The organism is Desulfomicrobium aestuarii (assembly GCF_055385525.1).
On record NZ_AP042427.1, the window covers coordinates 2,310,949 to 2,336,431 of the forward strand.

Genomic DNA, 25,483 nt, shown 5'->3' on the forward strand with positions numbered 1-25,483 from the left:
GGTCATCTGGGCGTGAAGGTGAACTCCAGCTCCTTCCCGTCCCTGAGGCCCACGTGCACTGAGCCTCCAGAGGCCAGCTCGCCGAAGAGGATCCGGTCGGCCAGCCTGTCCTTGACCTCCTTCTGGATGAGCCGCCCCAGGGGGCGGGCTCCGAAGGCCGGGTCGAAGCCCTTCTTGGCCAGCCATGAACGCGCCTCGGGGGTCAGTTCCAGGGTCACGTTCTTGGCCGCCAGATGGGCGCCCAGCTCGGCCATGAACTTGTCCACGATCTGCTCCATGATGTCCTGGGTCAGGGAATGGAACGTGACGATGGCGTCCAGGCGGTTGCGGAACTCGGGGCTGAAGAGCTTCTCCACGGCGGCCAGACCGCGCAGGCCGCGATCCTCCTCCACGCCGGCCTTGAAGCCGATGGCGTTGCCGCTCATCTCGCGGGCGCCGGCGTTGGAGGTCATGAGCAGTATCACGTTGCGGAAGTCGGACTTGCGGCCGTTGTTGTCCGTCAGGGTGGCGTGGTCCATGACCTGCAGCAGGATGGAAAACATGTCCATGTGCGCCTTCTCGATCTCGTCGAGGAGGAGCACGCAGTGCGGGGTCTTGCGGATGGCGTCGGTCAGGAGGCCGCCCTGCTCGAAGCCCACGTAGCCGGGAGGCGCGCCGATGAGCCGTGCCACGGCGTGCTTCTCCATGTACTCGCTCATGTCGAAGCGCACGAAGGCCACGCCGAGGCAGCTCGCCAGCTGCTTGGCCAGTTCGGTCTTGCCCACGCCCGTGGGGCCCGTCAGCAAGAAGGAGCCCAGGGGGCGCTCGGCGTTGCCCAGGCCCGCGCGGGAGCGCTTGATGGCCTGGGCCAGCTGCTCCACGGCCTCCTTCTGGCCGAAGACCTGGCCGCCCAGGTCCTTTTCGAGGTTGGCCAGGCGGTCGCGGTCCGAGGACGTGACGCGGGAGCTCGGGATGCGGGCCATGCGCGCCACCACTTCCTCCACGTCGCGCCGGGTCACGGACTTGCGGCGGTTCTTCTCGCCCGAGAGGACGAAGATGGCGCCGGCCTCGTCGATGACGTCGATGGCTTTGTCGGGCAGGCAGCGGTCGTTGATGTGCCGGGCGGACAGCTCCACGGCCGCGGCGATGGCCGAGGACTGGTACTTCACGCCGTGGAACTCCTCGTAATAGGGCTTGAGGCCCATGAGGATCTTCTCGCTCTCGGCCACGCTGGGTTCGACGATGTCGATCTTCTGGAAGCGCCGGGACAGGGCCCGGTCCTTCTCGAAATGGTTCTTGTACTCCTCGTAGGTCGTGGAACCGATGCAGCGCAGCTCGCCCGAGGCCAGCACAGGCTTGAGGATGTTGGAGGCGTCCATGGAGCCCCCGCTGGTGGAGCCGGCGCCGACGATGGTGTGGATCTCGTCGATGCACAGGATGGCGCCGTCCATAGCCTTGAGTTCGGAGATGACGCCCTTGAGGCGCGCCTCGAAGTCGCCGCGGTACTTGGTCCCGGCCAGGAGGCTGCCCATGTCCAGGGCGAAGATGCGGGTCTGGGCGAACTGCTCGGGCACCTCGCCGCGGGCGATCTTGAGGGCCAGGCCCTCGGCCACGGCGGTCTTGCCCACGCCGGGATCGCCGACGAAGATGGGGTTGTTCTTCTTGCGCCGGGCCAGGACCTGCAGGGTGCGCTTCAATTCCTCGTCGCGGCCGACCAGGGGGTCGATCTTGCCTTCCATGGCCCTGGCCACCAGGTCCACGGTGTACTTCTCCAGGGCGCTCTGCTTGCCGCCCTCCCTGGGCTCGGCCTCGACCGTCCCGCCCGCGTCGGGGAGCTCGTGGGAAATGTACTCGAGGACGCCAAGCTTCGTCAGGCCCTGGGCCTTGAGGTAATAGACTGCGAAGGCGTCCTCCTCCTCGAGCATGGCCGCCAGGAAGTCGCCCGCCTGGACCTGGGCCTTGCCGGCCGACTGGATGTGCAGGATGGCGCGCTGCATGGCGCGCTGCACGCTGACCGTCTGCACGATCTCGTGCTCGGGGCGCGGGTTCACGTCCAGGTGGTCCGTGAAGAACTGCACCAGCTGCCTGCGGAGACGGTCGACGTCGATGCCGCAGCCCTGCAGGAGATGCTGCCCGTGCGAATCCAGCGTGTAGCTGTACAGCAGATGCTCCAGGGTCAAAAACTCGTGCTGGCGCAGTTTCACCTCGCGCACGGCATTCCCGATGATTCTTTCCAACTCCTTACTCAGCATTCACACCTCTTCCATGGTACAGCGCAGGGGGAACGACCTGGCCCTGGCCATCTGATGCACGATCTGCACCTTGGTCTCAGCCACCTCGGCCGTGTATATCCCGCACAGGCCGATGCCCTTCTCGTGGACGCTCATCATGATGGCGAAAGCCTCGGTCTCGGACTTTCCGAACACATTCATAAGCACCTCCACGACGAAGTCCATGGACGTATAATCGTCGTTATGCAACAAAACCTTGAACTGCCGCGGCTCCTGCAACTGGTCCTCGACAGCGATGTCAGGCTCGGAACCCGGAAACTCGTATGGCTCGGTCATGGGGCGGCCTACTCGTCCTCACCGTACTCGTCGATCCAGGCTTGCAGGATTTCAACGACCTGCTTTGCCTGCTTGACCGAGGAAATGTTGAACTTGGAGTGGGGCGAAAAACGCCCGTTGCGCTTCTGGTAGCGCCCGACCCGGAACTTGACGGGGCCGAACTCCTCCTCGCCGCGCCCGACCTCCTGATAGGCGAACATGACCGTGGCCCAGGCGCCGCGCGTCAGCACTTCCTTCTTCAGTTCGCGGACCTTCTGGACCCCGTCCTCGTCGGACCAGTCTATGGAAATATCATCAATGGTTTCAGCCATGCCCTCTCCTCGTTGTTGCCGCTGACGGTTAATCTTCGGCGCCCGGACGCGTCGCTGCGCAGACTTCCACGGCCGCCCCTCTGCGGAGGAGCGTCCACAATGCGGAGACCGCCCCGCCGATTGGGGACTATTAATGCCGAGCGCGGTAAATGCAAGTGCGAAGGAGACCGCCGAACCGGGGACGGATCGGGGAAGGAAATACGTCACCGCGGACCGGCCTTGCCGGTCACGGCGACATCGGCACGGTGACGCCAGAAGCACCCGACGTCCCGCACAGCAGCACCGGGGCGGCTCGCAAACGAGGAATGGCATGTCCGTGCGGCCGACGGCGTCGCCGGCGGCCGCACGGTGATCAGGCGGAAAAAACTATTTGGCCAGGCGCTTGGCGGAATACTGCCACATGTCCCAGTTTTCGGGCTTGTTGACGGAAACGAACTCGGCGACGCCCTTCTTGGCGGGGTTCTGCCGACGGCGTTCGGAATACTGCCACATGTCCCAGGTTTCGGGACGGGTGAGAAGATGAGCGGTGATCATGCTGCCTCCAGTGGTTGAGGGTTAGGCGTGTGTGTAATTGGAAAATTACACAAAACCCAACAGGGGGGCAAAGCTTGATCTTTATTTCATACTCAGTTAATTTAGATAATTTGAGTATGAATTAAAAACACACCTCGTTCTCCGCCCTTCAAATCTAATATTTTCAGCAGGTTAAAACAGATTCGAGCTGTCCGACGTCATTCAAGACCGTCGCCGGGCAGGTCGGAATCCCCGCCTGGAGGATTGCCGTCGAACACGGCCGGAAGGTCGATGATGCAGGTGGTTCCACGGTTGGGAGCCGAAACGACCTCGATATCGCCGTTGTGGGCCCCGATGATGTAATCTGCCACATACATGCCGATGCCCGTCCCGTGAACCCCTTTGGAGGAAAAGAAAAGGGAGAACATCTTGTCGATGGTGGCCTGATCCATGCCGATGCCGTTGTCGGCGATGCTGATGGTCACGATACGGTCGGCCCTTTCGGCCTTCACGACCACCCGCCCCTCCCCATCCCGTTCGGCCATGCGGCAGGCGTCCACGGCGTTGTCCAGAAAATTGAGCAGGGCCGAGAACAGGGCGTGGCGGTCGACCTCGAACTCGCCGCAGTCCCTGACGACGTCGAGGGCCAGTTCGACACGCTGCTCGCGGGCCCTGGGCTCCGCGGTCAGCACGAGCTCCTCCAGGAATTCCCGGACATCCACCATGCGCGGCTCCAGGGGCCTGGGCTTCGAATAGTAGAGGATGTCCAGGACCATCTTGCGGATGTGGCCGATCCTGCCCTTGACCAGCCCCCACCCTTCGCGCAGGCGCCCATCGTCGCCGCGGGCGAGACCCGAGTCCACCTTGTAGATGCCGGCGTCGAGGGACATGAGCAGCCCCTTCACGCCGTGGGACATGGAACCGAGCATCATGCCCAGGGAGGTCACGTGGTCCTGCAGCTTGCGCAGCCGGGTGATGTCCGTGGCCATTTCCATGACGTGGGTGACGCGGCCGGAGTCGTCGCGGATGGGAGAGGTCCAGACGAGGACGTTCATCTCCTCGCCGGCCCTGGTCGTGACCACGGTCTCGACCTGATGGCTCACGCCCGTCTCGAAGGTCTTGAGGATGGGGCAGTCCTCGCACGGGTCCTTGAGGCCCTTGTACGCCTCGTGGCAGAAGCGCCCGAGGCCGGGACCGAAGGCCTCCCGGAACCTGGCGTTGGACGCCACGATCCGCAGGTCCCGATCCTGCACGGTGAGAAAGCACGGCGCCGCGTCCAGAAGGTCGCGGCACGACTCGGCCATGGCCTGCAGGGGGCTGCCCCCCACGGTACGCCGGAATCTGCGCAGAGCCCGCACCGTAGCGGCCACCACGTCGGGCTCCAGAGGGTCGAAGAGAACCACGGACGCGCCCGCGCGGAGATACTGCGCATGAAGGGCGCTGTTTTCGGCCTTTTCGAGAACGACGATCGGAACATCAGGATTGCGGAGGGAGCATTCCGCCACCTCGGCCGTTTCCGAAAAGGGATGATCAAAGACGATGCACCCGCGCCCGGGAATGAGGGCGGGGCTGGCCTGGGCCGCAAGCTCCACGTCGACGCCTTCGTCGCGCAGGGCGTCCGGGGCGGGGACGCTCGGCGCCGCTTCGGCTATCCAGAGAATACCGTGATGTTCCTTGCTCACGATGCGGCCGGGCGAATAGGGGTTATTTCAGCGCATCGGCCACGACCCGCAGAAGCTCGGTGGCGTCCACCGGCTTGGACAGGGTCGGCAGGCCCTTCTTGATGCGGGGCGAGACGCCGCTGACCACGACCACGGGGATGTCGCGCAGTTCGCTGTCGCGCCGCATGGTCGCGTAGAGGATGGTCCCGCTGCTGCGCGGCAGGTCGATGTCCAGGGTCATGAGATCCGGGCGCTCGCTCCTGAGCAGATCCAGGCCCGTCTCCGCGTCGCGGGCGACCAGGGCCGTATAGCCGTTGTCCGTGAACAGATCGGACAGGTACGAGGCGACGACGGCGTCGTCCTCGACGACAAGTATCTTCTTTGCCATGTTTCCCTCAAAACGTGCGCCGTGCCCGAGGCACGGCGCAGGTCCCGTTATTCCTTGATTTTTCCGAGGGCCTTGACCATTTCCAGGGCCACGCCCAGGCCGTTCTGCATGTCCTTGGACCCCATGGCCTTGGCCATGCCGATGACGCCGACGCCCTTGACGGAGGCCAGGTCGACCTCGGTCATGGCGTCGACCAGCTTCTCCAGCACGGCGCGGGTTTCGGGGTTGGAGATGCGTTCGAGCACCGTCAGGAAGAAGACGAGGGTCTCGCCCATGTTCCTGATCTGGTCCGCGCTGAACGACTCGGCCGTCTTGGAGCCGATTTCGCCCAGGGCCGACAGCTTCTCGAAGGTGCCCTTGCGCTCCATGCTGTCGAAGGCTTCCACCGACGAGAGGAACAGCGGCTTGGTCATGGGCTCGACGGTCCGCCACAGGTCGATGATATTCTCCAGCTGTTCGAGCACGTAGGTGATGTCGCGCACGCTGAACATCACCCGGCGGAACAGGGCGAAGAGGTCGTCCAGATTGACCTTGTGGTCCATGGTGTTGAATTCGGCCACCGTGGACACGAAGGCCCCCTTCAGGATCGGAGCGAGGGTCTCGTGCAGGTCGTGAGAGCTCTCGGCCGAGCTTGCCATGCGCTCCAGTCTCTGCTCGATCCGGTCGAGACGCTCCAAAAGTACTGCATCATTGCTCATGCGAGGTTCTCCAAATTATTTTTTGCGGATGTCGTTCTTGCCTGCCATGTACATCTGCGGCTCGAGCGGCAGGTCGTGACCCTTGAGCATGAGATTGAAGTAGACCCAGCGGAACATGAGCTTGCCCCAGTAGTTCATCTTGGACTCGCCCAGCAGGTGGAAGGGGCCGACGCCGGGCAGGGGGTACATGCCGGGCAGGGGCTCCACTTCGTAGTTGAAGTCGATGAGGGAGGCCTTGTCGTAGCCGGTGACGATGAAGCAGTTGGAGTGGCCGTCGAACTCGGGGTACGGCTCCTCGCCGTTAATCTCGCGGAAGAGGTTGTCGCAGACCACGTCGCACTCGAAGTGGGCCACGGAACCGGCCTTGGAGGTGGGCACGTTGGTGGCGTCGCCCAGGATGTAGACGTTCTCGTACTCCTCGGACTTGAGGGTGTACTTGTTGGTCTTCATGTAGCCCATGGGGTCGGCGATCTCGCTGTCGATGATGACCTGGGCGCCGAGGTTCGGCGGGATGGAGACGAGCAGGTCGTAGGGGATCTCCTCGCCGTTGACCGAGGCCAGGGTCTTGCCGCCCGCGTCGACGCTGTCGATGACGAAGTTGGGCGTGATCTTGATGTTCTTTTCCTCGCACAGCTTGCCCAGCACCGCGTTGGCCACGGACTTGGTGAAGGCGCCGGTCAGAGGCGTGACGAGCTCGATCTCGATGTTCTGGCGCAGGCCGCGCTTGGCGAAGAACCAGTCGGCCATGTACACGAACTCAAGGGGCGCCACGGGGCACTTGATGGGCATTTCCGCGATGTTGAACACCAGGCGGCCCTTCTTGAAGTTGTGCATGGCGCCGCACAGGGCCTGGGCTCCGTCGGGGGTGTAGAAGTTGTGGATGGCGCCGCCCCAGTCGTCGGTCAGGCCGTCGATCTCGTCGGGGGCGATGCGGCAGCCCGTGCTGACCACCAGCCAGTCGTAGGAGTACGAGCCCTTCTTGGTGCTGACCTTCTTGGCCGCGGGGTCGATGTTGGTGATTTCGTCCAGGACGAAGTCCACGCCGCGGGGCACGAAGTCGGTCTTGGGCTTGATGCAGTCGGCCAGGGTGTAGATCCCGAAGGGGACGAACAGCCAGCCGGGCTGGTAGTGATGCTTGATGTCGCGATCGATGACCGTGATCTTCCATTCGTTCTCGGCCAGCTTCTTCCTCATTTTCGCCGCGACCATGGTGCCGGCGGCGCCCGAACCCAGAATTACAAGATTTTTCACTCTACACTCCTGAAATGTGATGAAATTACGACCAGTTCCAAAACGGCCGCGACCCGTTCAGCGCACCGCGCCGCCTCGGCCTTGAACACCATCCGGAAGCGGCTGCGGCGTTCCCATCAGATCGGCGAGGGTGATGGCCTCAAGTTCGCGCTCGATGGCTTCGATCACGCCCGCCCAGACATCCTTCGTTCTGCACTTGCGGCACTCCGGGCACCGGTCCTCGACACTTCGGCAATGGTTGAGGCGGATGCCGTCATCCATGACTCGCAGCACCAGCCCCAGGGAAATGTCCTCGGGACGGGACCCCAGGCGAAAACCCGCCCCGCCGCCGGAACAGACGAGGCCGGCCGCGCGCAGCGAAGCCATGACGTCTTCGACGCAGGCGAGGGGTATTCCCGTGCTGTCGGCAAGGGCGCCCGCCGACAGCGGGGTCCGTTCCGCATGCAGGGCCAGATCGAGAAGGAGGCGGGAGGCGTAGTGCGTTTCGGTCGAGATTCTCATGCGTGCCCTGCTGCCGCGTGCGCGTTGGCCCCTGCCGGTTCATGGCCGGAAGCCGACAAACAGCCATTTGAATGCATTGACGAAAATCTTTTCAGGAGGGAGAAAAGGGTCACACACACGCCTTGTCCTCAGCCCTTGAAGATCGTTCGTTTCACACTCGTTAATTCGGATCTAAATTAATTTGATTAAATCAATTTAGATCAAAGTGGTCTGAATTATTTTGACACCGCCGCCCGTGTCAAGAAGTATTTTACGCTTTTTTTCACAAGGTCGCCGGGACCGTTCGGGGCCCGGAAACCGCCTCTAGCCTTCGGTTCCCGTGGAACGCATGTGCCAGCACCCTGGGCGGCTTTCGCCCATCATGTCTGCGAGGGTGATGGAGTCGAGTTCCCGTTCCAGCGTTTCCGTGACCCCGCGCCAAACGGCGCGAGTCCGGCAATCGTGGCACTTGTTGCAGTTCACGTCGTCGGCCGCGCACTGGGCGAGGCGGATGCCGCCGTCCATGAGGCGCACGACCGAGCCCAGGGTCACCTCCTCGGGCCGGCACCCGAGATAGTGGCCGCCCAGGGCGCCGCGCACGCTCTTGACCATGCCGGCCGCCTTGAGGGGCCGGATGATCTTCTCCACGAACTTGATGGGGATGCCCGTATTCCCGGACAGCCTTGAGGCGGGAATGGGCGCCTGATGTGCGTTCAAGGCCAGATCCAGCAGGAGGCGGGACGCATAGTGGGTCGTAGTGGAAATTCGCATGAGATTCTCCGCAGTTCGATGTTGAACGCACCCGTCCCCGCCTCGCCGGACCGGCGGGGACATGACCGTCAGGCCCGCAGGGGATGCCGCGGGCAGGTGAAATAATTCACGAAACAGAAGACGAGTCGCCTTCGGGGATGACTTCCCCGGCAGGCACGACGTCCTGCCGGGAGGTCAAATGCAAACATTTTGATGTCGCTGCGGACTGATGATGAACACACACGCCTAACCACTCATCTTCCGGAGGCCACCCGGCCTATTCAGACAACATCAATTTAGATCAATTGAGTCCGAATTAAACTTTTCCCTGACTTTCTGTCAAGAACTGATCACATTGTGATGAAATGTTCCGTGATTTCAAGCAATTTCGAAGGGAGGTCCGGGCACTGGCTCTGGGGGGAGCATCCTGGCATCGAGGAAGGCCGCGCGGAACGGGTTCCCGCGAACCACTGATGCCGGTGAGTTGTAGAAAAAGCAGAAAAAAGAATGCGGGGGAGTTCAGCAGATGCCTTCGGGATCCTCATCGTCGTCGGAGGCATTGGGACAGAAAGGCGGCACTCCGTTGATGACGTCGGAGAGCTTCAGGGAATCCAGGGCGCTGGCCATGATGGCGCTGACTCGCCGCCAGGCGTCCCTGGTCATGCAGATGCCGGAACGGATGCAGAGTTCGGCGTCATCGCAGCAGTCGGTCAGGCACAGAGGACCCTCCATGACGCGGATGATCTCGCCGAGGGAGATGTCCTCGGGGCGGCGGTTGAGGGCGTAGCCGCCCATTGCCCCGCGTTTGCTGGCAACCAGTTCCGCCTGCTTCAGCGACTTGAGGATCTGCTCGATGAACTGCACGGAAATTCCCGTCCGCTCGGCAATGGCGGTGGTCCGGATCGGGGCGTCCTTCTCGTTCATGGCCAGATCGATGAGAATGCGGGTCGCGTATCTGGAGCGTGCGGAAATCTTCATTCGGGAGCCTGTGCTGAATGGTTGACGTGTTTAAAATCATGCCTATTTCAAACATCTTATCACGTCAACCACCATGGCCGCACAAAGGCGAGAGGGCAGATGCTGCAGACCGGGCCTGACGGCATACATGTCGCATTGTGACACATGCAGCCACCTTTTCACGGGCTGATAATCAGGAGCACTACATTATTTTCCATTCAATGATCTACTGAGAAAGTAGTACCTGAAGATATGAGACATAATTATTCGAGCTCAATATGTGTCCACACCGCAATGACGGGCTCTTCTGCGGAAGGGAAAGCGCCAAAACCTCGGGCAAGAACCAGGACGCCCCGTCCGGAAAACCGAAGCGACTAATTCCGATCAACCTGATCTAAATAGATATTTCCGCTACCCCTCCCGAAAAAAATGTATTAGCGATGCCTTTCATCTGACGCATGACATAATTTTCATTCAACCTGCCAGTTTTCCAAGGAGTTTTCCATGTCCCTCAAAGTTGTCGTCATCGGCGGAGTGGCCCTGGGCCCCAAGGCCGCCTGCCGCATCAAACGCGTGGCCCCCGACGCCGACGTGACCATGGTCGACGCCAGCAAACTCATTTCCTACGGCGGATGCGGCATCCCCTACTATGTTTCCGGCGACGTCAGCGACCACCAGCAGTTGCAGGAGACGAGTTTCCACATGGTCCGCGACGAGCAGTTCTTCCAGGACTGCAAGGACTTCAAGGTCATGACCGAAACCAGGGCTCTGTCCATCGACCGCAAGGCCAAGACGGTCCTGGTCCAGCGCAAGGACGGAACCCAGACCGCCCTGCCCTACGACAAGCTGGTCCTTGGCACGGGCAGCACGCCGCGTAAGCTGCCCATCCCGGGCCGCGAACTTGGCAACGTCTTCACCGTGGCCACCCTTGACGAGGCCATCCGCATCAAGGAGCAGGTTGCCCACGGTGTGGGCTCGGCCGTGGTTGTCGGCGGCGGGTTCATCGGCCTGGAGATGGCCGAGGCCTTCGCCGACATGTGGGGCATCGAGACCACCGTGGTCGAGGTCGCCGACCAGATCATGCCGGGCTTCATGAGCAAGGCCATGGCCACCATCGCCGAGAAGCACCTGGCCGAGAACGGCGTCACTGTCCTGACCTCCGAGATGGTCCAGGCCATCGAGGGCGAGGACGGCAAGGTGGCGCGCGTGGTGACGAACAAGCGCACCATCGAGACAGAGTTGGTCATCCTGGCCGTGGGCGTCATCCCCAACGACACCCTGGCCCGTGAGGCAGGCCTGCTCTGCTCCGAGCGCGGCGGGATCATCGTCTCCAAGACCATGCAGACCTCCGACCCGGACATCTACGCCGGCGGCGACTGCGTGCTTGTGGAGAACATGGTCACGGGCAAGCTCGGCTACTACCCGCTGGGTTCCCTGGCCAACCGACAGGGGCGCATCATCGGCACCAACGTGGCCGGGGGCCGCGAGACCTTCGACGGCGCCATCGGCACCTACATCATCAAACTCTTCGAGTACGGCTTCGCCGGCACCGGCCTGTCCCTGCCCGTGGCCCTGCGCGAGGGCTTCGACGCCTTCAGCACCCACGTCATGATGAGCGATCACTCCCACTTCTACCCCAAGCGCGACATGGTCAGCCTGGAGATCGTGGCCGAGCGCAACACGGGCCGGGTGCTGGGCCTCCAGGGCGTCTGCCACAACGGCGACTCGATCAAGGACCGCATCGACGCCATGGCGGCGATCCTCAAGTACCGCCCGACCCTGCGCGACGTCTCCAACATGGAACTGGCCTACGCCCCGCCCTTCGGCTCGGCCATGGACGTGCTGAACTCGGCGGCCAACGCTGCGGAGAACATTCTCATGGGCCGCAACCTGCCCATCCAGCCGCTGGAATTCGCCAAGCTGTGGGAAAACCGGGTCAACGAGAACCTCCTGTGCATCGACACCCGCGAATGGGGCAACGCCGAGCCGTTCGTAACCAAGTACCCTGAATTCTGGAAGAACATACCGCAGGGACAGATCAAGGACCGTCTGGACGAGATCCCCAGGGACAAGAAGATCGTCCTGCTGTGCAACACGGGCGGACGCTCGTACGAATCCCAGGTCATCCTGCGTCACGCCGGGTTCCTGGAGCCCGTCAACCTGCAGGGCGGCATGGGGTTCATCAAGCAGCTCGGCTTCGACCCGAGCGAGGACGAGTAGAACGCGCGGCCGGCCCCAAGGGGCCGGCCTTTTGCATTCCGGACGATGCGGTCGGCGACGGACGGCCGCAAGGAGAAAACATGACCAGACTCTTCGTAGCCATCGCGCTGCTCTTTCCCGCCCTGGCCTTGGCCGCTCCGACCCAGGTCACCCTTTTTCCCGCCTCGGCCCAGGTGGAGGAAATGTCGGCCCTGTCGTGCGCTCCGGCCGACGGGGGCCTGTCGTCCTGCACCCTGACCCTGCCCGGCCAGGCCGACCCGACCACCCTGCGCTTCGGGAAACTACCGGGCGATGCGTCCATCGCCGACCTGACCTGGAAGACCCGCCACGACCCCGACCAGGCCGCCCTCGCCCCGCTGCTGGCCAGACGCGATGAACTGAAAGCCCAGCGCGACGCGGCCGTGGCTGAACTCGAAGGCGTGCGCGGCCGCCTGGCTTTCTGGAAGGCCCAGACCGAGCCATCGCAGCAGACCGTGGCCGCCCTGCGGGAAATGGCCGCGGAACTGGACGCCAACGTTCGCGCCGGGGCGCAGCAGACACTGGCCCTGGAAGGAAGTATCGCCGATCTGAATGGAAAGCTCGCCCGGGTCGAGGAGGAGATCGCCGCGGCGGCCGGACGGCAACGCACGGTCTGGGAGGTCGCGCTGCTGGTTTCCGGGAACGCCCCGCGTGAGATGGCCTACTCCTACACGTTGCGCGACTGCGGCTGGAGCCCCCTCTACAGGCTGGAGGCCCTGCCCGCGTCGTCGAAGATCGATTTCTCCTGGCAGGCCAAGGTCTGGCAACGGTCAGGCCAGGACTGGAAGGAAGTGCACCTCTTCCTGGCCACCCTGCAGCCAGAGACCCAGGCGGAGCCCTCGGACCTGCCGCCCTGGGAAATCAGCCCGGTGCAGATTTTCCAGAAGGCCATGCGCGCGCCGGCCATGATGGAGATGCGCGCCGGCGCGGCCGACGAAATGGTCGCGGCGGCGCCCGCCCCGCCCCGCGAAATCCGCCGCGCCACCTACGCGGCCTGGGACATGGGCGCGAAATCCCTCCCCGCCGGCGCGGAAAGAGTCATCGACATCGAGCGCGACTCCTGGCCGGCCTCCTTCCTGCACCTCATGCGTCCGAGCCTGGACGCCAAAGCCTTCGTCCAGGCCCGGGCCGAGTTCAAGGAACCCAAGGAACTGCCGCCCGGCACCGCCTTCTTCCTGCTGGACGGCGCCATGGTCGACCAGCGCGAGTTCGCTCTGTCGGGACGCGAGGGTACGATGTCCTTCGGGACTGATCCCCTGCTGACCTGCGAGACGGTCCTGGGGGACAAGAAGACCGGCGAGAAAGGCCTCTTCGGCCAGAAGCAGTCCTTCGTGCGCGAGTGGACCCTGACCGTGCGTAACGCCGCCTCCCGTCCCGTTCAGGTCCGCATCGAGGAACCCCGCCCCCTGCCCCGCGACGAGCGCATCACCATCGCCCTGACGGCCAAGCCCGAGCCCCTGGCCGAGGACGACCCTGAAATTCTGGCCTGGAACGCCACGGTCCCGGCCGGCGGGGAAAGCGTCATCGCGCTCAGTCTCAAGATGGAAGCGCCCGAGGATCTCCGCATAGACCCGGGCTGGCGCTGGTAACCGTCCCGGCCGACACGACGCGAAACGCGCTCCCCTCGTCCGAGGCGGAGCGCGTTTTCATTTTCCCGACCCAAGGCGCCGAACGTCAGCCTTTCAGGCCGCGGCCGTCATCCTTGGGCGGAGGCAGCGGTGCGCCGCATTTCTCGCAGCGCTCCCTGCGCCGGCCGCCGGCCGCGGCCTGCTGCCTGTGACCGCAGTGCGGGCAGACCTGCGTGCGGCTCATGAGCCTGCGCATCATGTCGACAAGAAACATCGCTCCCTCCCGTTCCCCTCGATTCCCGACAGCACGCGCAGCCTCACTCCGGCTGCGGGCAGTTCAGATGGCATATCCCCGCCACGCCTTTGATGGGCAGATTGAAACATATACCCGAACCGGGCTTCTCCAGGTTGCAGGCCTTCACGATCGCCTCCATGACGCGCAGGCTGATGTCGGAACGGACCAAGGTCAGGACGATCTCCTTCTCGGGTTCGATGGCCAGACCGAGAATGGATTTCATCTCCCGGATGCCCGTACCGCGGCCATAAAGAATGGTCCCGCCCTCGGCCCCTGCCGCCCGGGAGGCGTTGACGGCGGTTCCGCTGTGGCCCTTGTTGACGATGGTCACGATGCAGTCGAAATTTTCCAACAGATTCATGAGTCGCTCCTTGTGCGCGAAGACATGATCCCCAGGATCAGTACGGAAAGAATGGGGGCCAGGGAAACCAGGGAGACGAACCCGAAACCATCGGTCACGGGGTCACGGCCGTCCATGGCCCCCGCCACGCCGAGAACGATGGCCATGACGAAGGTCACGGTCATTGGTCCCACGGACGCGCCGCCGGCGTCGAAGGCGGCGGAAATGAAGGTCGGGTTGGAAAAGCGGGTCATGATCAGGGCAATGAGGTATCCCGGCACCACGAACCAGAGGATATGGATGCCCGCCAGCAGCTTGAACATGCCCAGGGCGACGAACACCCCGACGCCCAGGGACAGGGTCACCAGCACCAAGCGCTGGGTGATGGCCCCGGTCGAAACCTTCTCCATCTCGATGGCCAGGACCCGCAGGGACGGCTCGGCGGCCGTGACCGCAAGGCCGAAGAAGAAACCCAAAGGCACTAGGGCCCATTTCCACTCGGCCGACCCGATGACCCTCCCCATTTCCAAGCCCGCGGGCAAAAACCCCTGGGTCACCCCCTGCAGGAAGAGGATAAGCCCCAGGTAGGACAGGACCACGCCTTTGACCAGCCGCATCACGTAGTCCCGCGGCAGGCGCAGATATCGCCACTGCATATAGAGAAAAAAGAGCACCAGAGGCGCAAATGCCATGAGGAGTTCCAGGGCCACTTCCCGCACATCCAGGAAATCAAGAAGGATGGTCATCCGTAGATCATCCCCAGCGTCATGACGCCGATGACCGGGCCCATGACCGTGAGTCCCACCAGACCGAAGCCGTCGGCGAGGGCGCTCCTTCCCTGCAGCACACCTGCCGTCCCAAGGCCGAGAGCGATGATGAATGGCACGGTCACCGGCCCCGTGGTCACGCCCCCGGCGTCATAGGCGACGGGCAAAAATTCCGGCGGAGTGACGAAGGACAGGGCCAGGATCAGGGCGTACCCGCCCATCAGCACCTTCGCGATGGGCACGCCGACCACGATGCGCAGCACCGCTCCCGCCACACAGACCCCGACGCTCAAGGCCACCGCCAGAATCAGCATGCCCCGGGGCACGAGGCCGTTCGAGGTGGCCCCGATCTGGCGGGCCAGCACGAGAACATTGGGTTCGGCCACGGTGATGGTCACGCCCAGCACGAAGGACATGAACAGAAGAAAGACGACGGACCCCCGGTTGGGCAGTTCGGCCCCGATCATCTCGCCCATGGGTAGAAGGCCGGTGTTCACCCCGAAAAGAAAGAGAAAGAGCCCCCCGCCGACAAAAAGCGCCCCCAGCAGAAACCGGACGAACACCTCGCCCGGCATGTGCAGCAGGGCGAATTGCAGGCCGCATACGACGAGGCTGATGGGCAGGACCGCAAAGGCCACATCGCGCAGCAGTTGGAGGAGTTCTTTGTTCATCCGGCATCCCGTTCAGGTTTTCGCACGTCGGACCGCTCCCGACGGAGGGACACCGTGCATTGGACCAGAGAATGAACGATTGCACAAATATCGCCTGCCTTCAAGCCGCAACCCCGGATTCATCCGTGGCCCCGTTAAATAGCCAGGCCTTGTCCGATATCACGTCCTGCTCCCCGAAGACGTGCGCCCGGTCGCCCGGCTCGAAGACCCAGGCCGGGTCGGGGTTGAGGTGGGTCTTCCCGCCGCGCTGCACCGCCACCACCGTCAGGCCGTGCTCCTTGCGCAGCCGCGAGGCGACCAGGCTCTTGCCGTCGACGAAGGCGCCGCTGGCTACGGTCAGCACCGTGGCTCCGAATGACGAGCACGTCCCCTCCAGGCTGCAGGCGTCGGCCGTGTTCAGCATGGACCGCCGAAGCATGCCGTAGCCTTCGGCGCGGATCTCGCGCACGAAGCGCTCGATGTCCGCCTTGGGTACCAGGTACGTCGAAAGGACGCGGATGAACATCTCGACGGAGGTCTCGTACTCCTCGGCCACCACCTCCTGCGCGCCGAGCTGCATGAGGGGCTCGATCTCGGCCACGAAGCGGGTGCGCACGACGATGTGCAGGGCCGGGTTGTGGGCCCGGGCCGTGGCCACGATGCGGCCGATGGCCGCCGGGTCCGAGATGACCACGGCCAGGATGCGCGCCTTGGCGACGTTGATGTGCTCCAGCACCGCCGCCTGGGACGCGTCGCCGTAGAGGATGGGCTCGCCCTTGGCCCGCTCCCGGCGCACGGTGTCGGGGTTCATCTCCAGGATGACGTAGCGGATGCCCGCCGCCTTGGCCGCCCGGGCCAGATGGTGCCCGCCCAGGCCGAAGCCGGCGATGACGAGGTGGTCGCTCATTTCGGCCTCGGCCTCACGGGGCGGCGCGGCCTTGAGGCCGGGGGGCATGAGCTTCACGAGCCGTTCGGATATGGCCGGGACGGCGGCAATGAGGAAGGGCGTCACGGCCATGGTCATGATGGCCACGGCCAGAAAGTACTGATATTCCGTGTCGGTCAGCAGATTGCTGCCCATGCCCACGCCGGCCAGGACGAAGGAGAACTCGCCGATCTGGCACAGGCACAGGCCCCCCAGGATGGCCACGTGCCACGGGTAGCCCAGGAGTCGGCCGGCCACGGCGGCCAACGCGGCCTTGAGGACCAGGATGGTCGCGGTCAGCCCCAGGACCTGCGGCAGGTGCGTGACGACGAAGGCCGGGTCCAGGAGCATGCCGATGGACACGAAAAAGACGCTGGTGAACACGTCGCGGAAGGGCAGCACCCCTTCCAGGGCCGAGTGACTGTACTCGGACTCGCTCATGATGAGCCCGGCCAGGAAGGCGCCCAGGGACAGGGACAGGCCCACGCTCGAGGTCAGCAGGGCGATGGCGAAGCACAGGCCCAGGGTGGTCATGAGGAAGAGCTCGCGGCTGCGCGTGCGGATGACGGCCTCCAGGATCCGCGGGATGAACTTCCTGGCCGCCACCAGCAGGACGCCGCCGACCAGGGCCGCCTTGAGGCCCATCTCGCCCAGGGACATCCACGGGTTGCCCCCAGAACCGGCCAGCAGCGGCACGAGGAGCATCATGGGCACCACTGCCACATCCTGAAAGATGAGCATGCCCAAGGAGATGCGGCCGTGGGGCGCGCCCAGCTGGGCCTTCTCGGCCAGGAGCTTGAGCACGATGGCTGTGCTCGACAGCGCGGCCAGGAAGCCGATGAACACGGCCTTGCCCAGCCCCACCCCGAAGACCATGAAGGGCAGCTCGAACACGGCGATGGTCAGCAGGACCTGGGCCGCACCGCCGATGAAGACCGGCTTCCTGAGGCGCTGCAGCTCCTCCAGGGACAGCTCCATGCCGATGACGAAGAGCAGCAGGATTACCCCGATCTCGGCGAAGATCTCGACCTCGTGCTTGGCGCCCACGAGGCCGAGGCCGAAAGGCCCGGCCAGGACGCCCGTCAGCAGGAAGCCGATGACCGGGGGGATCTTGAAGCGGTGGCTGGCGATGATGACGGCGCTGGACAGCCCGAAGATCATGACCACGTCGGACAGAATGGGTATTTCGACGCTCATTCCCTGTCCCTCCTCAAACCTTGGCCGGGCCGAGGCGCAGCCGGTAGTTCCTGACGAAATCGAGGAGTCGCCCCGCCTTGCGCTCCATGTGCGCGACCCAGGCCTCCAGGACCTCGCCGCCCTCGGCGGTCATGACGTACACCCTCTTGGCCGGCCCGGACCCTTCGGCCTCCCACCTGGACTCGACCAGCTTCTCCTCCTCCATCTGGCGCAGATGGCGGTAGATCATCCCAGGCGGGACATCGTCGCGCAGGAATCCGTATTCCGGCAACCGCTGCAGCAGCTGATAGCCGTAGGACGGCCCGTCCAGGAGAGCCATGAGGATGGACGGCTGGATGTACCGTTCGGGCTTGGCGCCCCCGGCGTGCCGGGCGCAGGATTCTTTTTCACTCATTAACATATATCCTTTGAGAACATATTTTCACTATAACAAATACCACTTCAACCAGGGAGGCCCCATGAGCAGCTTTATTTTTGTACGTGAAAGACGCAAGGTCGAAAAGGGCGAAAAGCGCCCCCGCTTCCGCGTGGTCGGCACCACCGGCGATATCAAGATTCACGCGGAGCACGCCCGCAAATGCGAACTGGATGAGATCGCCCGGGTCAGCGGCGCGCGGATCGTCTATTTGCCGAGCAACGGGGATGGAAAGGAAGGTATGAAAAAGTCGGAATAAAAATGTCTCTGAGCCTGAGGCGGCCGAACCCGTCAGGCTCGGCCGCCTCCCAAACTGTATCTATTGGAAGTCTAAACGAAGAAACCGGCAACGTACTTGAGAGCCGTGCCAAGGATGATGACCGAGAGCATGGTCTTGATCAGACGAGCCGGGACGTGCTTTTGCAGGCGGGCTCCGCAGTACATTCCGCACATCCCGCCCAGGCCGAAGAGGAAGCCCAGCCCCCAATCGGGGGCGACGGACTGCCCGGCGTGAAAAATCGCCAGGATTTGGTAGAAAGCCACTCCGGCCACCGACGTGACCAAGGTGCCCATGAGAGCCGCGCCGGCCACGGTATAAACCGGCAGACCGCAGATGGACACGAAGAACGGCGCAACGATGGAACCTCCGCCGATACCGTACACGCCGCCAACCACGCCGACGACGAGGCTCATGACGAAGATGGTGGCGGTCGAAGTGGTGTAGGTTTCGCCCGCGAATTCGTAACTAATCCGCTTCATGGAACATTCGCGGATCGTGACCTGCCCTGCCGCCGCCGAGCCTTTGGAGTCCTTCACGGCCTGACGGAAGGTGCTCTCCGACTTTTTCTCCTTTCCCTTGATCAGATCACGGACCATGCGCGCCCCGATGTAGGCCAGCACCAGTCCGGCAAAGACCTTGAAGCTCTTCGGGTCCGGCAGATAGCTGACCCGGATCACCGCGCCGAGGATGACCCCGGGCAGGGTGCCGAGGATCACTGCCCAGGTCAGGGGCCAGACCATGCGTTTTTCCTTGAGATATCGATAAACTCCGCTGGGGATGGCTACGATGTTGAAAACCTGGTTCGTGGCGCTGACCGAAGGTGCCGTATAGCCCAGAAATGACATCTGGAAGGGCAGGAGAAGAAACGCTCCGGACACCCCGCCCATGGAGGTGAAGAGGGACACGACGAACGCGGCCAGTGGCGGAAGCCAGGGAGACACGTCTATTCCGGCTGTTGCGAAGTACATGTGCATCCTCCAACTTGTTAAAATTTGCAGTTCACCTGTCGTACTGGTTACCGTCCCGGGAATGGCAGTCACATTTCAAGCGATCCGGACCAGAACACGGGCATTGAGACACTTTTTTATTTTTTATCGTGTCAATATTTCACACACCCGATCATTGCTTGTCAAGACATGGCCAAATCAAAAAATCGTTCAGGCCGCCATGACAGCCCGAACGATTTTTGAATGAGGAAGCCAGCTCCTACGCTAAAAAATCGGGCAGCTCGGCGGCAGGTCCGGCACGCGCCCCCGGTCCAGGTACTGCTGAAGACCGTGCCACAGGCCCGCCCTGCCTTCCCTGGCCGCGACCTGCACGCCCATCCATTTTTCACAGGACGGAGACAGCCCGACCGGGTTGCTGACCCATGCGTACCCGGCCCGAACCATCTCTTCGTTGACGCTCATGCCGTCGATCCAGACCAGGCTGCGCATGCGGCCCAGCAGATCGCGCCCCACGTTGATGACGTGCACCGTCTTGTTCTGCACCAGCCCTGCAAAATACTGCGCACATTCATTGCCGAAATACTGGGACTTGCGCGGCGCCTCCACTCCGTACAAATGAATGCGTACGGTTTTCCCGTTGCAATTCATCACCTCTACAGTGTCGCCGTCCAAGACCTTGACGACTTGCCCCTGCCATGCGTCGACCCGTCCCGGCATGAGAATCAGCATGGCCAGCAGAAAACCCGTGAACACCACTGCACGCAGTACAACCCAGGGGCTCAAAGAAGAGGCTTGAGAGAGGCTTCCGATCATTCCTGAATGCCGAGTGATTCTGCTCACTTCACCCCCGAGCGATTTCGCCAAATTTTTGTCAAATTCATATGGATAAAAACACGAAACATCACAAACACATCAGACTGCTTCACCACAACGGGACGCTGTATTTTCTGCATCCCGACTGCAAACTCTTCCCGCCGACATGTTCGGAACGGCTCTTTGCAAACAACGGACCGAAACGAATGCCCGGGCATTGACGAACAGACGCTTCTCGGATCATTTGCATGGCCGGAGGGCTCACCATGCGCGCATTCAAGGGCTCGTTGCAGCTCAAGTTCGTTTCTGCCATCATCTGCATCGTCGTCCCGCTGCTGGGGATCATCTTCTTCTGGCAGGCCATGGCCGAGGAACGGCAGGCCTGGACCCAGATGATCAACCAGGCCCGCGTCCTGACCCAGCAGATCATCCTGACCAGACAGTGGGTGTCCGACAGCCAGGGCGTCTTCATCCGCCAGGACTCCCCCGGCGCCCGGGGCGGCGCGGGATTCTACTCCGACCTGCTTGAGACGGAGCGCGGCACCCTGCAGCGCTTCACCCCGTCCATGGTCACCAAACGCCTCTCCCTCTACTCCCTGGACCAGAACCTCTACCGCTTCCGGCTGGCGGGACTGGCGCCCATGAACCCGGAAAACCGCCCCGACGAGTTCGAATTGGCGGCCATCCAGAGCTTCGCCCAGGCCGGAAGCCGGGAGTATTACGTCCTCGACCGGCACAACGGGGAGGCCGTGTTCCAGTACTCCGCCCCCCTCTTCGTCGACGAGGCATGCCTGTCCTGCCACAAGAACTACACGCGCGGCACCATCAGCGGGTGCCTGAGCATCTACCTGCCGGCCCAGCACGTGCTCGATTCCCTCAGCCGCAGCAGGTCCCAACTCTTCCTCTCCGCCCTGGCCCTGATCGTGCTGACGGTCATGACCCTCTATTTCCTGGTCCGGCACCTGGTCTTGAGGCCCCTGGGACGGCTGGAAGCCATGGCCGACGGAATCAGTCGCGGCAAATTCCCCGGAGAGATGCACATCGGCAGCGGCGACGAGATGGACCGCCTGGGCCGGGCCCTGCAGGACATGAGCGGCAAGCTGGAGGAGGGCCGGAGCAGACTGGAGGAGAAGGTGCGCAGCGCCACGGGCGAACTGGCCAAGGCCAACGATGAACTGAAAACCCTGGACCGCCTCAAGACGGAATTCCTGGCCACCATGTCCCACGAGCTGCGCTCGCCCCTGACCTCCATCCGCGGCGGGCTCGACTACCTGCGGCGCACCGAGACCGCCGCCGACAGGCAGGACTACCTGCAGATAATGGACAAGAACCTCCGCCGCCTGGTGCATCTGGTCACGGACATCTTCGACATCACGCGCATCGAGGCGGACAAGGTGCAGTGGAACTTCATGAATGGGGATTTGTCCGAGCTTATTGGGGAGGTAATTGATATATTATCTCAGCAAGCAGAGGAACGCAACGTACACATGCGCCTCCCCGCAGCGGAACCCATGCGCGCGTGCATGGACATGGAGCGCATCGAACAGGTCCTCGTCAACCTCACGGAAAACGCCATCAAGTATTCCCCTCCTGGCGGAACGGTGGCCTTCGATCTCGTCCGCGCAGGAGGCGAAATTCATGTGCGGGTCACGGACCAGGGACCCGGCGTCCCGCCCGAGGACAGAGAGGCCATTTTCAAGAAGTTCCACACGGCGCCGTCGTCGGGCCGGGGGGAGAAGCCGGGGGGAACGGGACTCGGCCTGGCCATCTGCAGCCAGATCGTGCGCGCCCACGGCGGGAGGATCTGGGTCGAGGACGGCGCCGGCGGCGGAAGCGTCTTCACCTTCACCCTTCCGGAAACCTGCGAAGGATGATCCCGGCCAACGACAGTAGAGAACGCCGAGAAAATTTATCTGTTTTGGAGAAAGAAATATGTTGACTTCGGACACGGCCCAAACTAGGGACAACAGACTTTGTGCGCGGACGGAGTACTTGGCCCAAACCGACTTCCGCCTTCGCCATCCTGCTGGCAGCTGTTTGCAGCGGGAAAAGAGTACTTCTCTATTTACTTTTTTTCTTTGAGGTTATTGTCTTGGCTAAGAACATCTATGTTGGTAATCTGCCCTGGTCCACCACCGATGCCGATCTGCGGAACATGTTTTCCCAGCACGGTGAAGTCACTTCCGCCCACGTCATCGAAGACCGTGAGACCGGCCGTTCCCGTGGCTTCGGCTTCGTCGAGATGGACGAAGAAGGCGCCCGCAAGGCCATCCAGGCCCTGAACGGCGCTGACATGCAGGGCCGCGCCCTGAAGGTCAACGAGGCCCAGCCGCGCGAAAGCCGCCCGTCCCGTCCCCGTTACTAAGCCGCATCATCAGATCACGAAGAAGCCCGTCCCCGACGGGCTTTTTTTTGCCCGCCGCACACCCGGAATCCGATTCCCGGCCCCCTCTTTTCCAGCCTCTCCACAGTTCACGGGCGCCAGACGCCACGACCCTCCAAAGACATCGCGGCTGTCCGGCCCGAAGCGGACCTTCACCCCTATGTCGTCTCGAATCTGTACCCCACCCCGGGGATGGTCAGGATGAGCCGCGGCGTCTGGGGATTTTCCTCGATCTTCTTGCGCAGGCGCTGCACGTGCACGTCCACGGCCCGGCTGTTGGAATAGAGCTTGGAGTCCGCCCAGTTCTGGCCCTGGATGAAATCGCGCGACAGGGTCTCCCCGGCGTGGGAGACGAAAAGCTCCAGCAGGGCGAACTCCGTCCTGGTCAGGCCGACCTCCCGGCCGTGGATGGTGGCCGTGTGGTCGCGGTAGTTCAGGCAAACCTCGCCTGAACGGCACGGGGCCGCGGGCTCGCTGCGCCGCACGCGCCGCAGGACGGTCCGGATGCGGGCCGAGAGTTCCAGGGCGTTGAACGGCTTGACCAGGTAGTCGTCGGCGCCGCACTCGAGGCCGAGCAGCTTGTCGGCCACCGTGTCGCGGGCCGAGAGCATGATGACCGGGACATCGCTGTCCCGGCGCAGGATCTGGCAGACCTTGATGCCGTCGATATCGGGCAGGCCGAGGTCCAGCAGGACAAGATCCGGCGCCTGCGCTTCCACCGCCGCCAGGCCGGCGCCGCCGCTCGACGCGCTCCGCACGGCAAAGCCGTCGAGTTCAAGGTTGGCGGTCACGGTCTTGACGATGTCCTGGTCGTCATCGATGATGAGAATGCTCTGACGTGTCATGAAAACCCTTGAGAATCCGAACCGTTGAAGATTCAGGCCCGCCGACCGGCAGCCTCCGGCCATGTCCGATACACATGTTTCAATTTCGTTACAACTTTAACTCCCAAAACGGGATTTTTTGTGGTATCGAGCCTACATATTTGAAGCCCGACCAAGCTGGATGTGGTCGGGCACAGTGAAGGACCCGGTTCACGCACCTGTACAGGAGGGAGTATGACCCAAAAGAAAGATGCATCCCGTGGACGCGGATGGCGGCTCGCACTGCCCCCGGCCATCGCGGGCATCGTGGTAACGGTCGGGGCCGCCCTGGCCATGACAGCCACGGATCAGGCCATGTTCTGCGGCAGCTGCCACTCCATGGCCGAAGCGGCGCTGACGCACAAGAGATCCGTGCACGCCGAACTGGCCTGCAACGAATGCCACGCCCCGCACAACATCGTCGCCAAGATCCCGTTCAAGACCAAGGAAGGCACCAGGGACATCCTGGCCACCGTCACGAGCCAGATCCCCGACCTCATCCATCCCGGCGAGGAAACCAAGGCCGTGACCCAGGACAATTGCCAGCGCTGCCACAGCGCGACCACGTCCACCGTGGTCATGCAGAGCAAGAAGTTCTGCACGGACTGCCACCGTCACGTTCCCCACACTCCGAAAATCCCCGTAGCCAAAAGGAGCGCCGCCGATGCGTAGCACCAGAACACTTTTCATCATGCTGGCCGTGGGCATGTCCCTGGCCCTGGCCGCCTGTTCCGATGTTTCGGAACCCCAGCCTCCCGTCTTCAAGACCCAGCTCAAATCCGAAGAAATCAAGAACTCCGCCTTCAAGGCCGAGTTCCCGCTGCATTACGAAACCTTCCTGCGCAACAACGAGTCTGAGATCATGACCGAGTACGGCGGGTCAGTGGCCTACAACAAGCACGACGGCGTCAACCCCCTGCCTGAAGGCTACAAGCACGCCCAGCCCTACCTGAAGAACCTCTGGCTCGGCTACCCCTTCAGCTACGAATACAGGGCCGCGCGCGGGCACACCTACGCCATGAAGGACATCCTGCACATCGACCGGCTGAACCGCTACGACGAGAAGGCCGGCCTGCCCTCCACCTGCTGGAACTGCAAGACAGCCAAGATGAACGACTGGGTCAAGGAATACGGCGACGATTTCTGGGCCAAGGACTTCAACCAGTTCCGCGAGTCCGTCGATTTGGACGACAACACCATCGGCTGCGCCAACTGCCACGATCCGGCCAACATGGAGCTGCGCCTCTATTCCGTGCCGCTGCAGGACCACCTCAAGGCCGAAGGAAAGGACTTCAAGACACTGCCCCGCAACGAGCAGCGCGCCCTGATGTGCGGCCAGTGCCACGTCGAGTACTATTTCCAGGACAAGAGCTTCGGAGCGGCCAAGAAGCCCGTCTTCCCCTGGGCTCAGGGCAAGAACCCCGAAGACATGTTCGAATACTACAAGACCCACGGCGAATACAACGCCACCGGCTTCGAAGGGAACTTCGTCGATTGGGTCCACCCCGTGTCCAAGACCCCCATGCTCAAGGCCCAGCACCCCGAGTACGAGATGTGGGGTGACGGCACCCACGGCGCGGCCGGCGTGTCCTGCGCCGACTGCCACATGAGCTACACCCGTCTCGACGGCAAGAAGAAGTTGTCCAACCACCAGTGGACTTCGCCCCTCAAGGATCCGGACATGAAGGCCTGCCGCCAGTGCCATACGGACAAGACCCCGGATTTCCTCAAGCAGCGCGTCATCTTCAGTCAGAAGAAGGTCTGGGACCAGCTCATGATCGCCCAGGACATCTCGGTCAAGGCCCACGAGGCCATCCGCATGGCGTCCGAGTTTGAAGGCGAAAAGCCCGCCAACTACGACCAGCTCATGATCGACGCCCGCCAGATGTGCCGCAAAGGCCAGTTCTTCTGGGACTATGTGTCCGCCGAGAACAGCGCCGGCTTCCACAACCCGTCCAAGGCCCTGGATACCCTGGCCAAGTCCCAGCAGTACAGCCAGAAGGCCGTTGACCTCGCCATCCAGGCGGCCGCCTTCACCACGGCCCAGGCCCTGTCCAAGGACATCAAGGAACTGGTGCCTCCGATCATGAAACACAGCCGCGAACTGCAGATGGACCCTGAGCACATGGCCAGCCACGAGTGGTTCAAGTATCTGAAGGTCACGCCCAAGGCCGAAAAGATCTGGGAAGGCAACAAGCGCCTCGTCCCCAAGCCCGCCGCAAGCTGACAGCGGCCTGTCCGCGCAAC

General features: G+C 62.9%; 27 protein-coding genes. 7 read left to right on the forward strand and 20 right to left on the reverse strand.

What is annotated here, in order from left to right; translation table 11 throughout:
- Positions 1-2: 2 nt before the first annotated feature.
- From clpA to ACZ5AC_RS10455, 11 genes are all read right to left on the reverse strand, one after another.
- Positions 3-2,231 carry an ATP-dependent Clp protease ATP-binding subunit ClpA gene (gene clpA / locus ACZ5AC_RS10405; protein ID WP_464247551.1) on the reverse strand — a complete coding sequence of 743 codons (2,229 nt, stop codon included), beginning with the start codon at positions 2,229-2,231 and terminating at the stop codon, positions 3-5.
- A complete protein-coding gene (locus ACZ5AC_RS10410; RefSeq protein WP_464247552.1) occupies positions 2,232-2,546 on the reverse strand; it encodes an ATP-dependent Clp protease adaptor ClpS in 315 nt (104 codons plus the stop codon).
- Between the two features lie 8 nt (positions 2,547-2,554).
- Positions 2,555-2,857 (reverse strand): hypothetical protein, encoded by a 303-nt coding sequence (locus ACZ5AC_RS10415; RefSeq protein ID WP_464247553.1) that lies wholly within the window; start codon positions 2,855-2,857, stop codon positions 2,555-2,557.
- 366 nt (positions 2,858-3,223) lie between these two features.
- Entirely contained in the window at positions 3,224-3,391 is a 168-nt protein-coding gene (locus tag ACZ5AC_RS10420; RefSeq protein ID WP_464247554.1) for a hypothetical protein, read from the reverse strand.
- A gap of 197 nt (positions 3,392-3,588) precedes the next feature.
- A complete protein-coding gene (locus ACZ5AC_RS10425) occupies positions 3,589-5,052 on the reverse strand; it encodes an ATP-binding protein (RefSeq protein WP_464247555.1) in 1,464 nt (487 codons plus the stop codon).
- Between the two features lie 22 nt (positions 5,053-5,074).
- Positions 5,075-5,419: a response regulator gene (locus ACZ5AC_RS10430; protein WP_464247556.1), complete on the reverse strand. Its 345-nt coding sequence runs from the start codon at positions 5,417-5,419 to the stop codon at positions 5,075-5,077.
- Positions 5,420-5,466: 47 nt separating this feature from the next.
- Entirely contained in the window at positions 5,467-6,117 is a 651-nt protein-coding gene (locus ACZ5AC_RS10435) for a helical membrane plugin domain-containing protein (RefSeq protein ID WP_464247557.1), read from the reverse strand.
- Positions 6,118-6,132: 15 nt separating this feature from the next.
- Entirely contained in the window at positions 6,133-7,368 is a 1,236-nt protein-coding gene (gene sqr, locus ACZ5AC_RS10440; RefSeq protein ID WP_464247558.1) for a type III sulfide quinone reductase, selenoprotein subtype, read from the reverse strand.
- Positions 7,369-7,425: 57 nt separating this feature from the next.
- Positions 7,426-7,869: an RrF2 family transcriptional regulator gene (locus ACZ5AC_RS10445; protein WP_464247559.1), complete on the reverse strand. Its 444-nt coding sequence runs from the start codon at positions 7,867-7,869 to the stop codon at positions 7,426-7,428.
- A 303-nt stretch (positions 7,870-8,172) separates the two neighbouring features.
- The gene (locus tag ACZ5AC_RS10450; protein ID WP_464247560.1) at positions 8,173-8,619 is read right to left on the reverse strand and encodes an RrF2 family transcriptional regulator; all 447 of its coding nucleotides are present in this window, start codon (positions 8,617-8,619) and stop codon (positions 8,173-8,175) included.
- Between the two features lie 498 nt (positions 8,620-9,117).
- Positions 9,118-9,576, reverse strand: coding sequence for an RrF2 family transcriptional regulator (locus ACZ5AC_RS10455; protein ID WP_464247561.1), 459 nt, complete (start codon positions 9,574-9,576; stop codon positions 9,118-9,120).
- 483 nt (positions 9,577-10,059) lie between these two features.
- Between ACZ5AC_RS10455 and ACZ5AC_RS10460 the strand changes: the two genes are divergently transcribed.
- Together ACZ5AC_RS10460 and ACZ5AC_RS10465 are read left to right on the forward strand one after the other, a co-directional pair.
- Positions 10,060-11,775 (forward strand): FAD-dependent oxidoreductase, encoded by a 1,716-nt coding sequence (locus tag ACZ5AC_RS10460; RefSeq protein ID WP_464247562.1) that lies wholly within the window; start codon positions 10,060-10,062, stop codon positions 11,773-11,775.
- Positions 11,776-11,855: 80 nt separating this feature from the next.
- Positions 11,856-13,382: a DUF4139 domain-containing protein gene (locus tag ACZ5AC_RS10465; protein ID WP_464247563.1), complete on the forward strand. Its 1,527-nt coding sequence runs from the start codon at positions 11,856-11,858 to the stop codon at positions 13,380-13,382.
- 85 nt (positions 13,383-13,467) lie between these two features.
- Here the strand turns inward: ACZ5AC_RS10465 and ACZ5AC_RS10470 are convergent, their stop codons facing one another.
- The 6 genes from ACZ5AC_RS10470 to ACZ5AC_RS10495 form a co-directional block, all read right to left on the reverse strand.
- Positions 13,468-13,635: a hypothetical protein gene (locus tag ACZ5AC_RS10470; protein WP_464247564.1), complete on the reverse strand. Its 168-nt coding sequence runs from the start codon at positions 13,633-13,635 to the stop codon at positions 13,468-13,470.
- A gap of 43 nt (positions 13,636-13,678) precedes the next feature.
- On the reverse strand, positions 13,679-14,017 hold the full coding sequence (locus ACZ5AC_RS10475; RefSeq protein WP_464247565.1) for a P-II family nitrogen regulator: 339 nt from the start codon (positions 14,015-14,017) through the stop codon (positions 13,679-13,681).
- Positions 14,014-14,742 (reverse strand): DUF1538 domain-containing protein, encoded by a 729-nt coding sequence (locus ACZ5AC_RS10480; RefSeq protein ID WP_464247566.1) that lies wholly within the window; start codon positions 14,740-14,742, stop codon positions 14,014-14,016. Before ACZ5AC_RS10480 ends, ACZ5AC_RS10475 begins: the two co-directional genes overlap by 4 nt.
- Positions 14,739-15,434, reverse strand: coding sequence for a DUF1538 domain-containing protein (locus tag ACZ5AC_RS10485; protein WP_464247567.1), 696 nt, complete (start codon positions 15,432-15,434; stop codon positions 14,739-14,741). The genes ACZ5AC_RS10480 and ACZ5AC_RS10485 overlap by 4 nt, the downstream gene beginning before the upstream one ends.
- 100 nt (positions 15,435-15,534) lie before the next feature.
- The gene (locus ACZ5AC_RS10490) at positions 15,535-17,535 is read right to left on the reverse strand and encodes a monovalent cation:proton antiporter family protein (protein ID WP_464247568.1); all 2,001 of its coding nucleotides are present in this window, start codon (positions 17,533-17,535) and stop codon (positions 15,535-15,537) included.
- Between the two features lie 13 nt (positions 17,536-17,548).
- Positions 17,549-17,929, reverse strand: coding sequence for a PadR family transcriptional regulator (locus ACZ5AC_RS10495; RefSeq protein WP_464247569.1), 381 nt, complete (start codon positions 17,927-17,929; stop codon positions 17,549-17,551).
- Between the two features lie 64 nt (positions 17,930-17,993).
- Here ACZ5AC_RS10495 and ACZ5AC_RS10500 point away from each other — a divergent pair, with 64 nt between their 5' ends.
- The gene (locus ACZ5AC_RS10500; RefSeq protein WP_464247570.1) at positions 17,994-18,209 is read left to right on the forward strand and encodes a hypothetical protein; all 216 of its coding nucleotides are present in this window, start codon (positions 17,994-17,996) and stop codon (positions 18,207-18,209) included.
- 71 nt (positions 18,210-18,280) lie between these two features.
- Here the strand turns inward: ACZ5AC_RS10500 and ACZ5AC_RS10505 are convergent, their stop codons facing one another.
- Both ACZ5AC_RS10505 and ACZ5AC_RS10510 read right to left on the reverse strand, forming a co-directional pair.
- The gene (locus ACZ5AC_RS10505) at positions 18,281-19,198 is read right to left on the reverse strand and encodes a sulfite exporter TauE/SafE family protein (RefSeq protein WP_464247571.1); all 918 of its coding nucleotides are present in this window, start codon (positions 19,196-19,198) and stop codon (positions 18,281-18,283) included.
- 243 nt (positions 19,199-19,441) lie between these two features.
- The gene (locus ACZ5AC_RS10510; protein ID WP_464247572.1) at positions 19,442-19,930 is read right to left on the reverse strand and encodes a thermonuclease family protein; all 489 of its coding nucleotides are present in this window, start codon (positions 19,928-19,930) and stop codon (positions 19,442-19,444) included.
- Positions 19,931-20,256: 326 nt separating this feature from the next.
- Here ACZ5AC_RS10510 and ACZ5AC_RS10515 point away from each other — a divergent pair, with 326 nt between their 5' ends.
- Positions 20,257-21,864 (forward strand): ATP-binding protein, encoded by a 1,608-nt coding sequence (locus ACZ5AC_RS10515; protein WP_464247573.1) that lies wholly within the window; start codon positions 20,257-20,259, stop codon positions 21,862-21,864.
- A 218-nt stretch (positions 21,865-22,082) separates the two neighbouring features.
- Complete coding sequence (locus ACZ5AC_RS10520) at positions 22,083-22,355, forward strand: RNA recognition motif domain-containing protein (protein WP_028576770.1); 273 nt, start codon at positions 22,083-22,085, stop codon at positions 22,353-22,355.
- A gap of 176 nt (positions 22,356-22,531) precedes the next feature.
- On the opposite strand, the gene ACZ5AC_RS10525 is transcribed toward ACZ5AC_RS10520, so the two are convergent.
- The gene (locus ACZ5AC_RS10525; RefSeq protein WP_464247574.1) at positions 22,532-23,218 is read right to left on the reverse strand and encodes a response regulator transcription factor; all 687 of its coding nucleotides are present in this window, start codon (positions 23,216-23,218) and stop codon (positions 22,532-22,534) included.
- A gap of 213 nt (positions 23,219-23,431) precedes the next feature.
- On the opposite strand from ACZ5AC_RS10525, the gene ACZ5AC_RS10530 reads away from it, so the two are divergent.
- Positions 23,432-23,908, forward strand: coding sequence for a cytochrome c3 family protein (locus ACZ5AC_RS10530; RefSeq protein ID WP_464247575.1), 477 nt, complete (start codon positions 23,432-23,434; stop codon positions 23,906-23,908).
- Entirely contained in the window at positions 23,901-25,463 is a 1,563-nt protein-coding gene (locus tag ACZ5AC_RS10535) for an ammonia-forming cytochrome c nitrite reductase subunit c552 (protein ID WP_464247576.1), read from the forward strand. The genes ACZ5AC_RS10530 and ACZ5AC_RS10535 overlap by 8 nt, the downstream gene beginning before the upstream one ends.
- The last annotated feature ends 20 nt before the right edge of the window (positions 25,464-25,483 follow it).

What these genes read in the sequence shown, in the direction of transcription:
- clpA (WP_464247551.1), bottom strand. Translation starts at nt 2,231, where the DNA reads ATGCTGAGTAAGGAGTTGGAAAGAATCATCGGGAATGCCGTGCGCGAG.
- ACZ5AC_RS10410 (WP_464247552.1), bottom strand. Translation starts at nt 2,546, where the DNA reads ATGACCGAGCCATACGAGTTTCCGGGTTCCGAGCCTGACATCGCTGTC.
- ACZ5AC_RS10415 (WP_464247553.1), bottom strand. Translation starts at nt 2,857, where the DNA reads ATGGCTGAAACCATTGATGATATTTCCATAGACTGGTCCGACGAGGAC.
- ACZ5AC_RS10420 (WP_464247554.1), bottom strand. Translation starts at nt 3,391, where the DNA reads ATGATCACCGCTCATCTTCTCACCCGTCCCGAAACCTGGGACATGTGG.
- ACZ5AC_RS10430 (WP_464247556.1), bottom strand. Translation starts at nt 5,419, where the DNA reads ATGGCAAAGAAGATACTTGTCGTCGAGGACGACGCCGTCGTCGCCTCG.
- ACZ5AC_RS10435 (WP_464247557.1), bottom strand. Translation starts at nt 6,117, where the DNA reads ATGAGCAATGATGCAGTACTTTTGGAGCGTCTCGACCGGATCGAGCAG.
- ACZ5AC_RS10445 (WP_464247559.1), bottom strand. Translation starts at nt 7,869, where the DNA reads ATGAGAATCTCGACCGAAACGCACTACGCCTCCCGCCTCCTTCTCGAT.
- ACZ5AC_RS10450 (WP_464247560.1), bottom strand. Translation starts at nt 8,619, where the DNA reads ATGCGAATTTCCACTACGACCCACTATGCGTCCCGCCTCCTGCTGGAT.
- ACZ5AC_RS10455 (WP_464247561.1), bottom strand. Translation starts at nt 9,576, where the DNA reads ATGAAGATTTCCGCACGCTCCAGATACGCGACCCGCATTCTCATCGAT.
- ACZ5AC_RS10460 (WP_464247562.1), top strand. Translation starts at nt 10,060, where the DNA reads ATGTCCCTCAAAGTTGTCGTCATCGGCGGAGTGGCCCTGGGCCCCAAG.
- ACZ5AC_RS10465 (WP_464247563.1), top strand. Translation starts at nt 11,856, where the DNA reads ATGACCAGACTCTTCGTAGCCATCGCGCTGCTCTTTCCCGCCCTGGCC.
- ACZ5AC_RS10470 (WP_464247564.1), bottom strand. Translation starts at nt 13,635, where the DNA reads ATGTTTCTTGTCGACATGATGCGCAGGCTCATGAGCCGCACGCAGGTC.
- ACZ5AC_RS10475 (WP_464247565.1), bottom strand. Translation starts at nt 14,017, where the DNA reads ATGAATCTGTTGGAAAATTTCGACTGCATCGTGACCATCGTCAACAAG.
- ACZ5AC_RS10480 (WP_464247566.1), bottom strand. Translation starts at nt 14,742, where the DNA reads ATGACCATCCTTCTTGATTTCCTGGATGTGCGGGAAGTGGCCCTGGAA.
- ACZ5AC_RS10485 (WP_464247567.1), bottom strand. Translation starts at nt 15,434, where the DNA reads ATGAACAAAGAACTCCTCCAACTGCTGCGCGATGTGGCCTTTGCGGTC.
- ACZ5AC_RS10490 (WP_464247568.1), bottom strand. Translation starts at nt 17,535, where the DNA reads ATGAGCGTCGAAATACCCATTCTGTCCGACGTGGTCATGATCTTCGGG.
- ACZ5AC_RS10495 (WP_464247569.1), bottom strand. Translation starts at nt 17,929, where the DNA reads ATGAGTGAAAAAGAATCCTGCGCCCGGCACGCCGGGGGCGCCAAGCCC.
- ACZ5AC_RS10500 (WP_464247570.1), top strand. Translation starts at nt 17,994, where the DNA reads ATGAGCAGCTTTATTTTTGTACGTGAAAGACGCAAGGTCGAAAAGGGC.
- ACZ5AC_RS10505 (WP_464247571.1), bottom strand. Translation starts at nt 19,198, where the DNA reads ATGTACTTCGCAACAGCCGGAATAGACGTGTCTCCCTGGCTTCCGCCA.
- ACZ5AC_RS10515 (WP_464247573.1), top strand. Translation starts at nt 20,257, where the DNA reads ATGCGCGCATTCAAGGGCTCGTTGCAGCTCAAGTTCGTTTCTGCCATC.
- ACZ5AC_RS10525 (WP_464247574.1), bottom strand. Translation starts at nt 23,218, where the DNA reads ATGACACGTCAGAGCATTCTCATCATCGATGACGACCAGGACATCGTC.
- ACZ5AC_RS10530 (WP_464247575.1), top strand. Translation starts at nt 23,432, where the DNA reads ATGACCCAAAAGAAAGATGCATCCCGTGGACGCGGATGGCGGCTCGCA.
- ACZ5AC_RS10535 (WP_464247576.1), top strand. Translation starts at nt 23,901, where the DNA reads ATGCGTAGCACCAGAACACTTTTCATCATGCTGGCCGTGGGCATGTCC.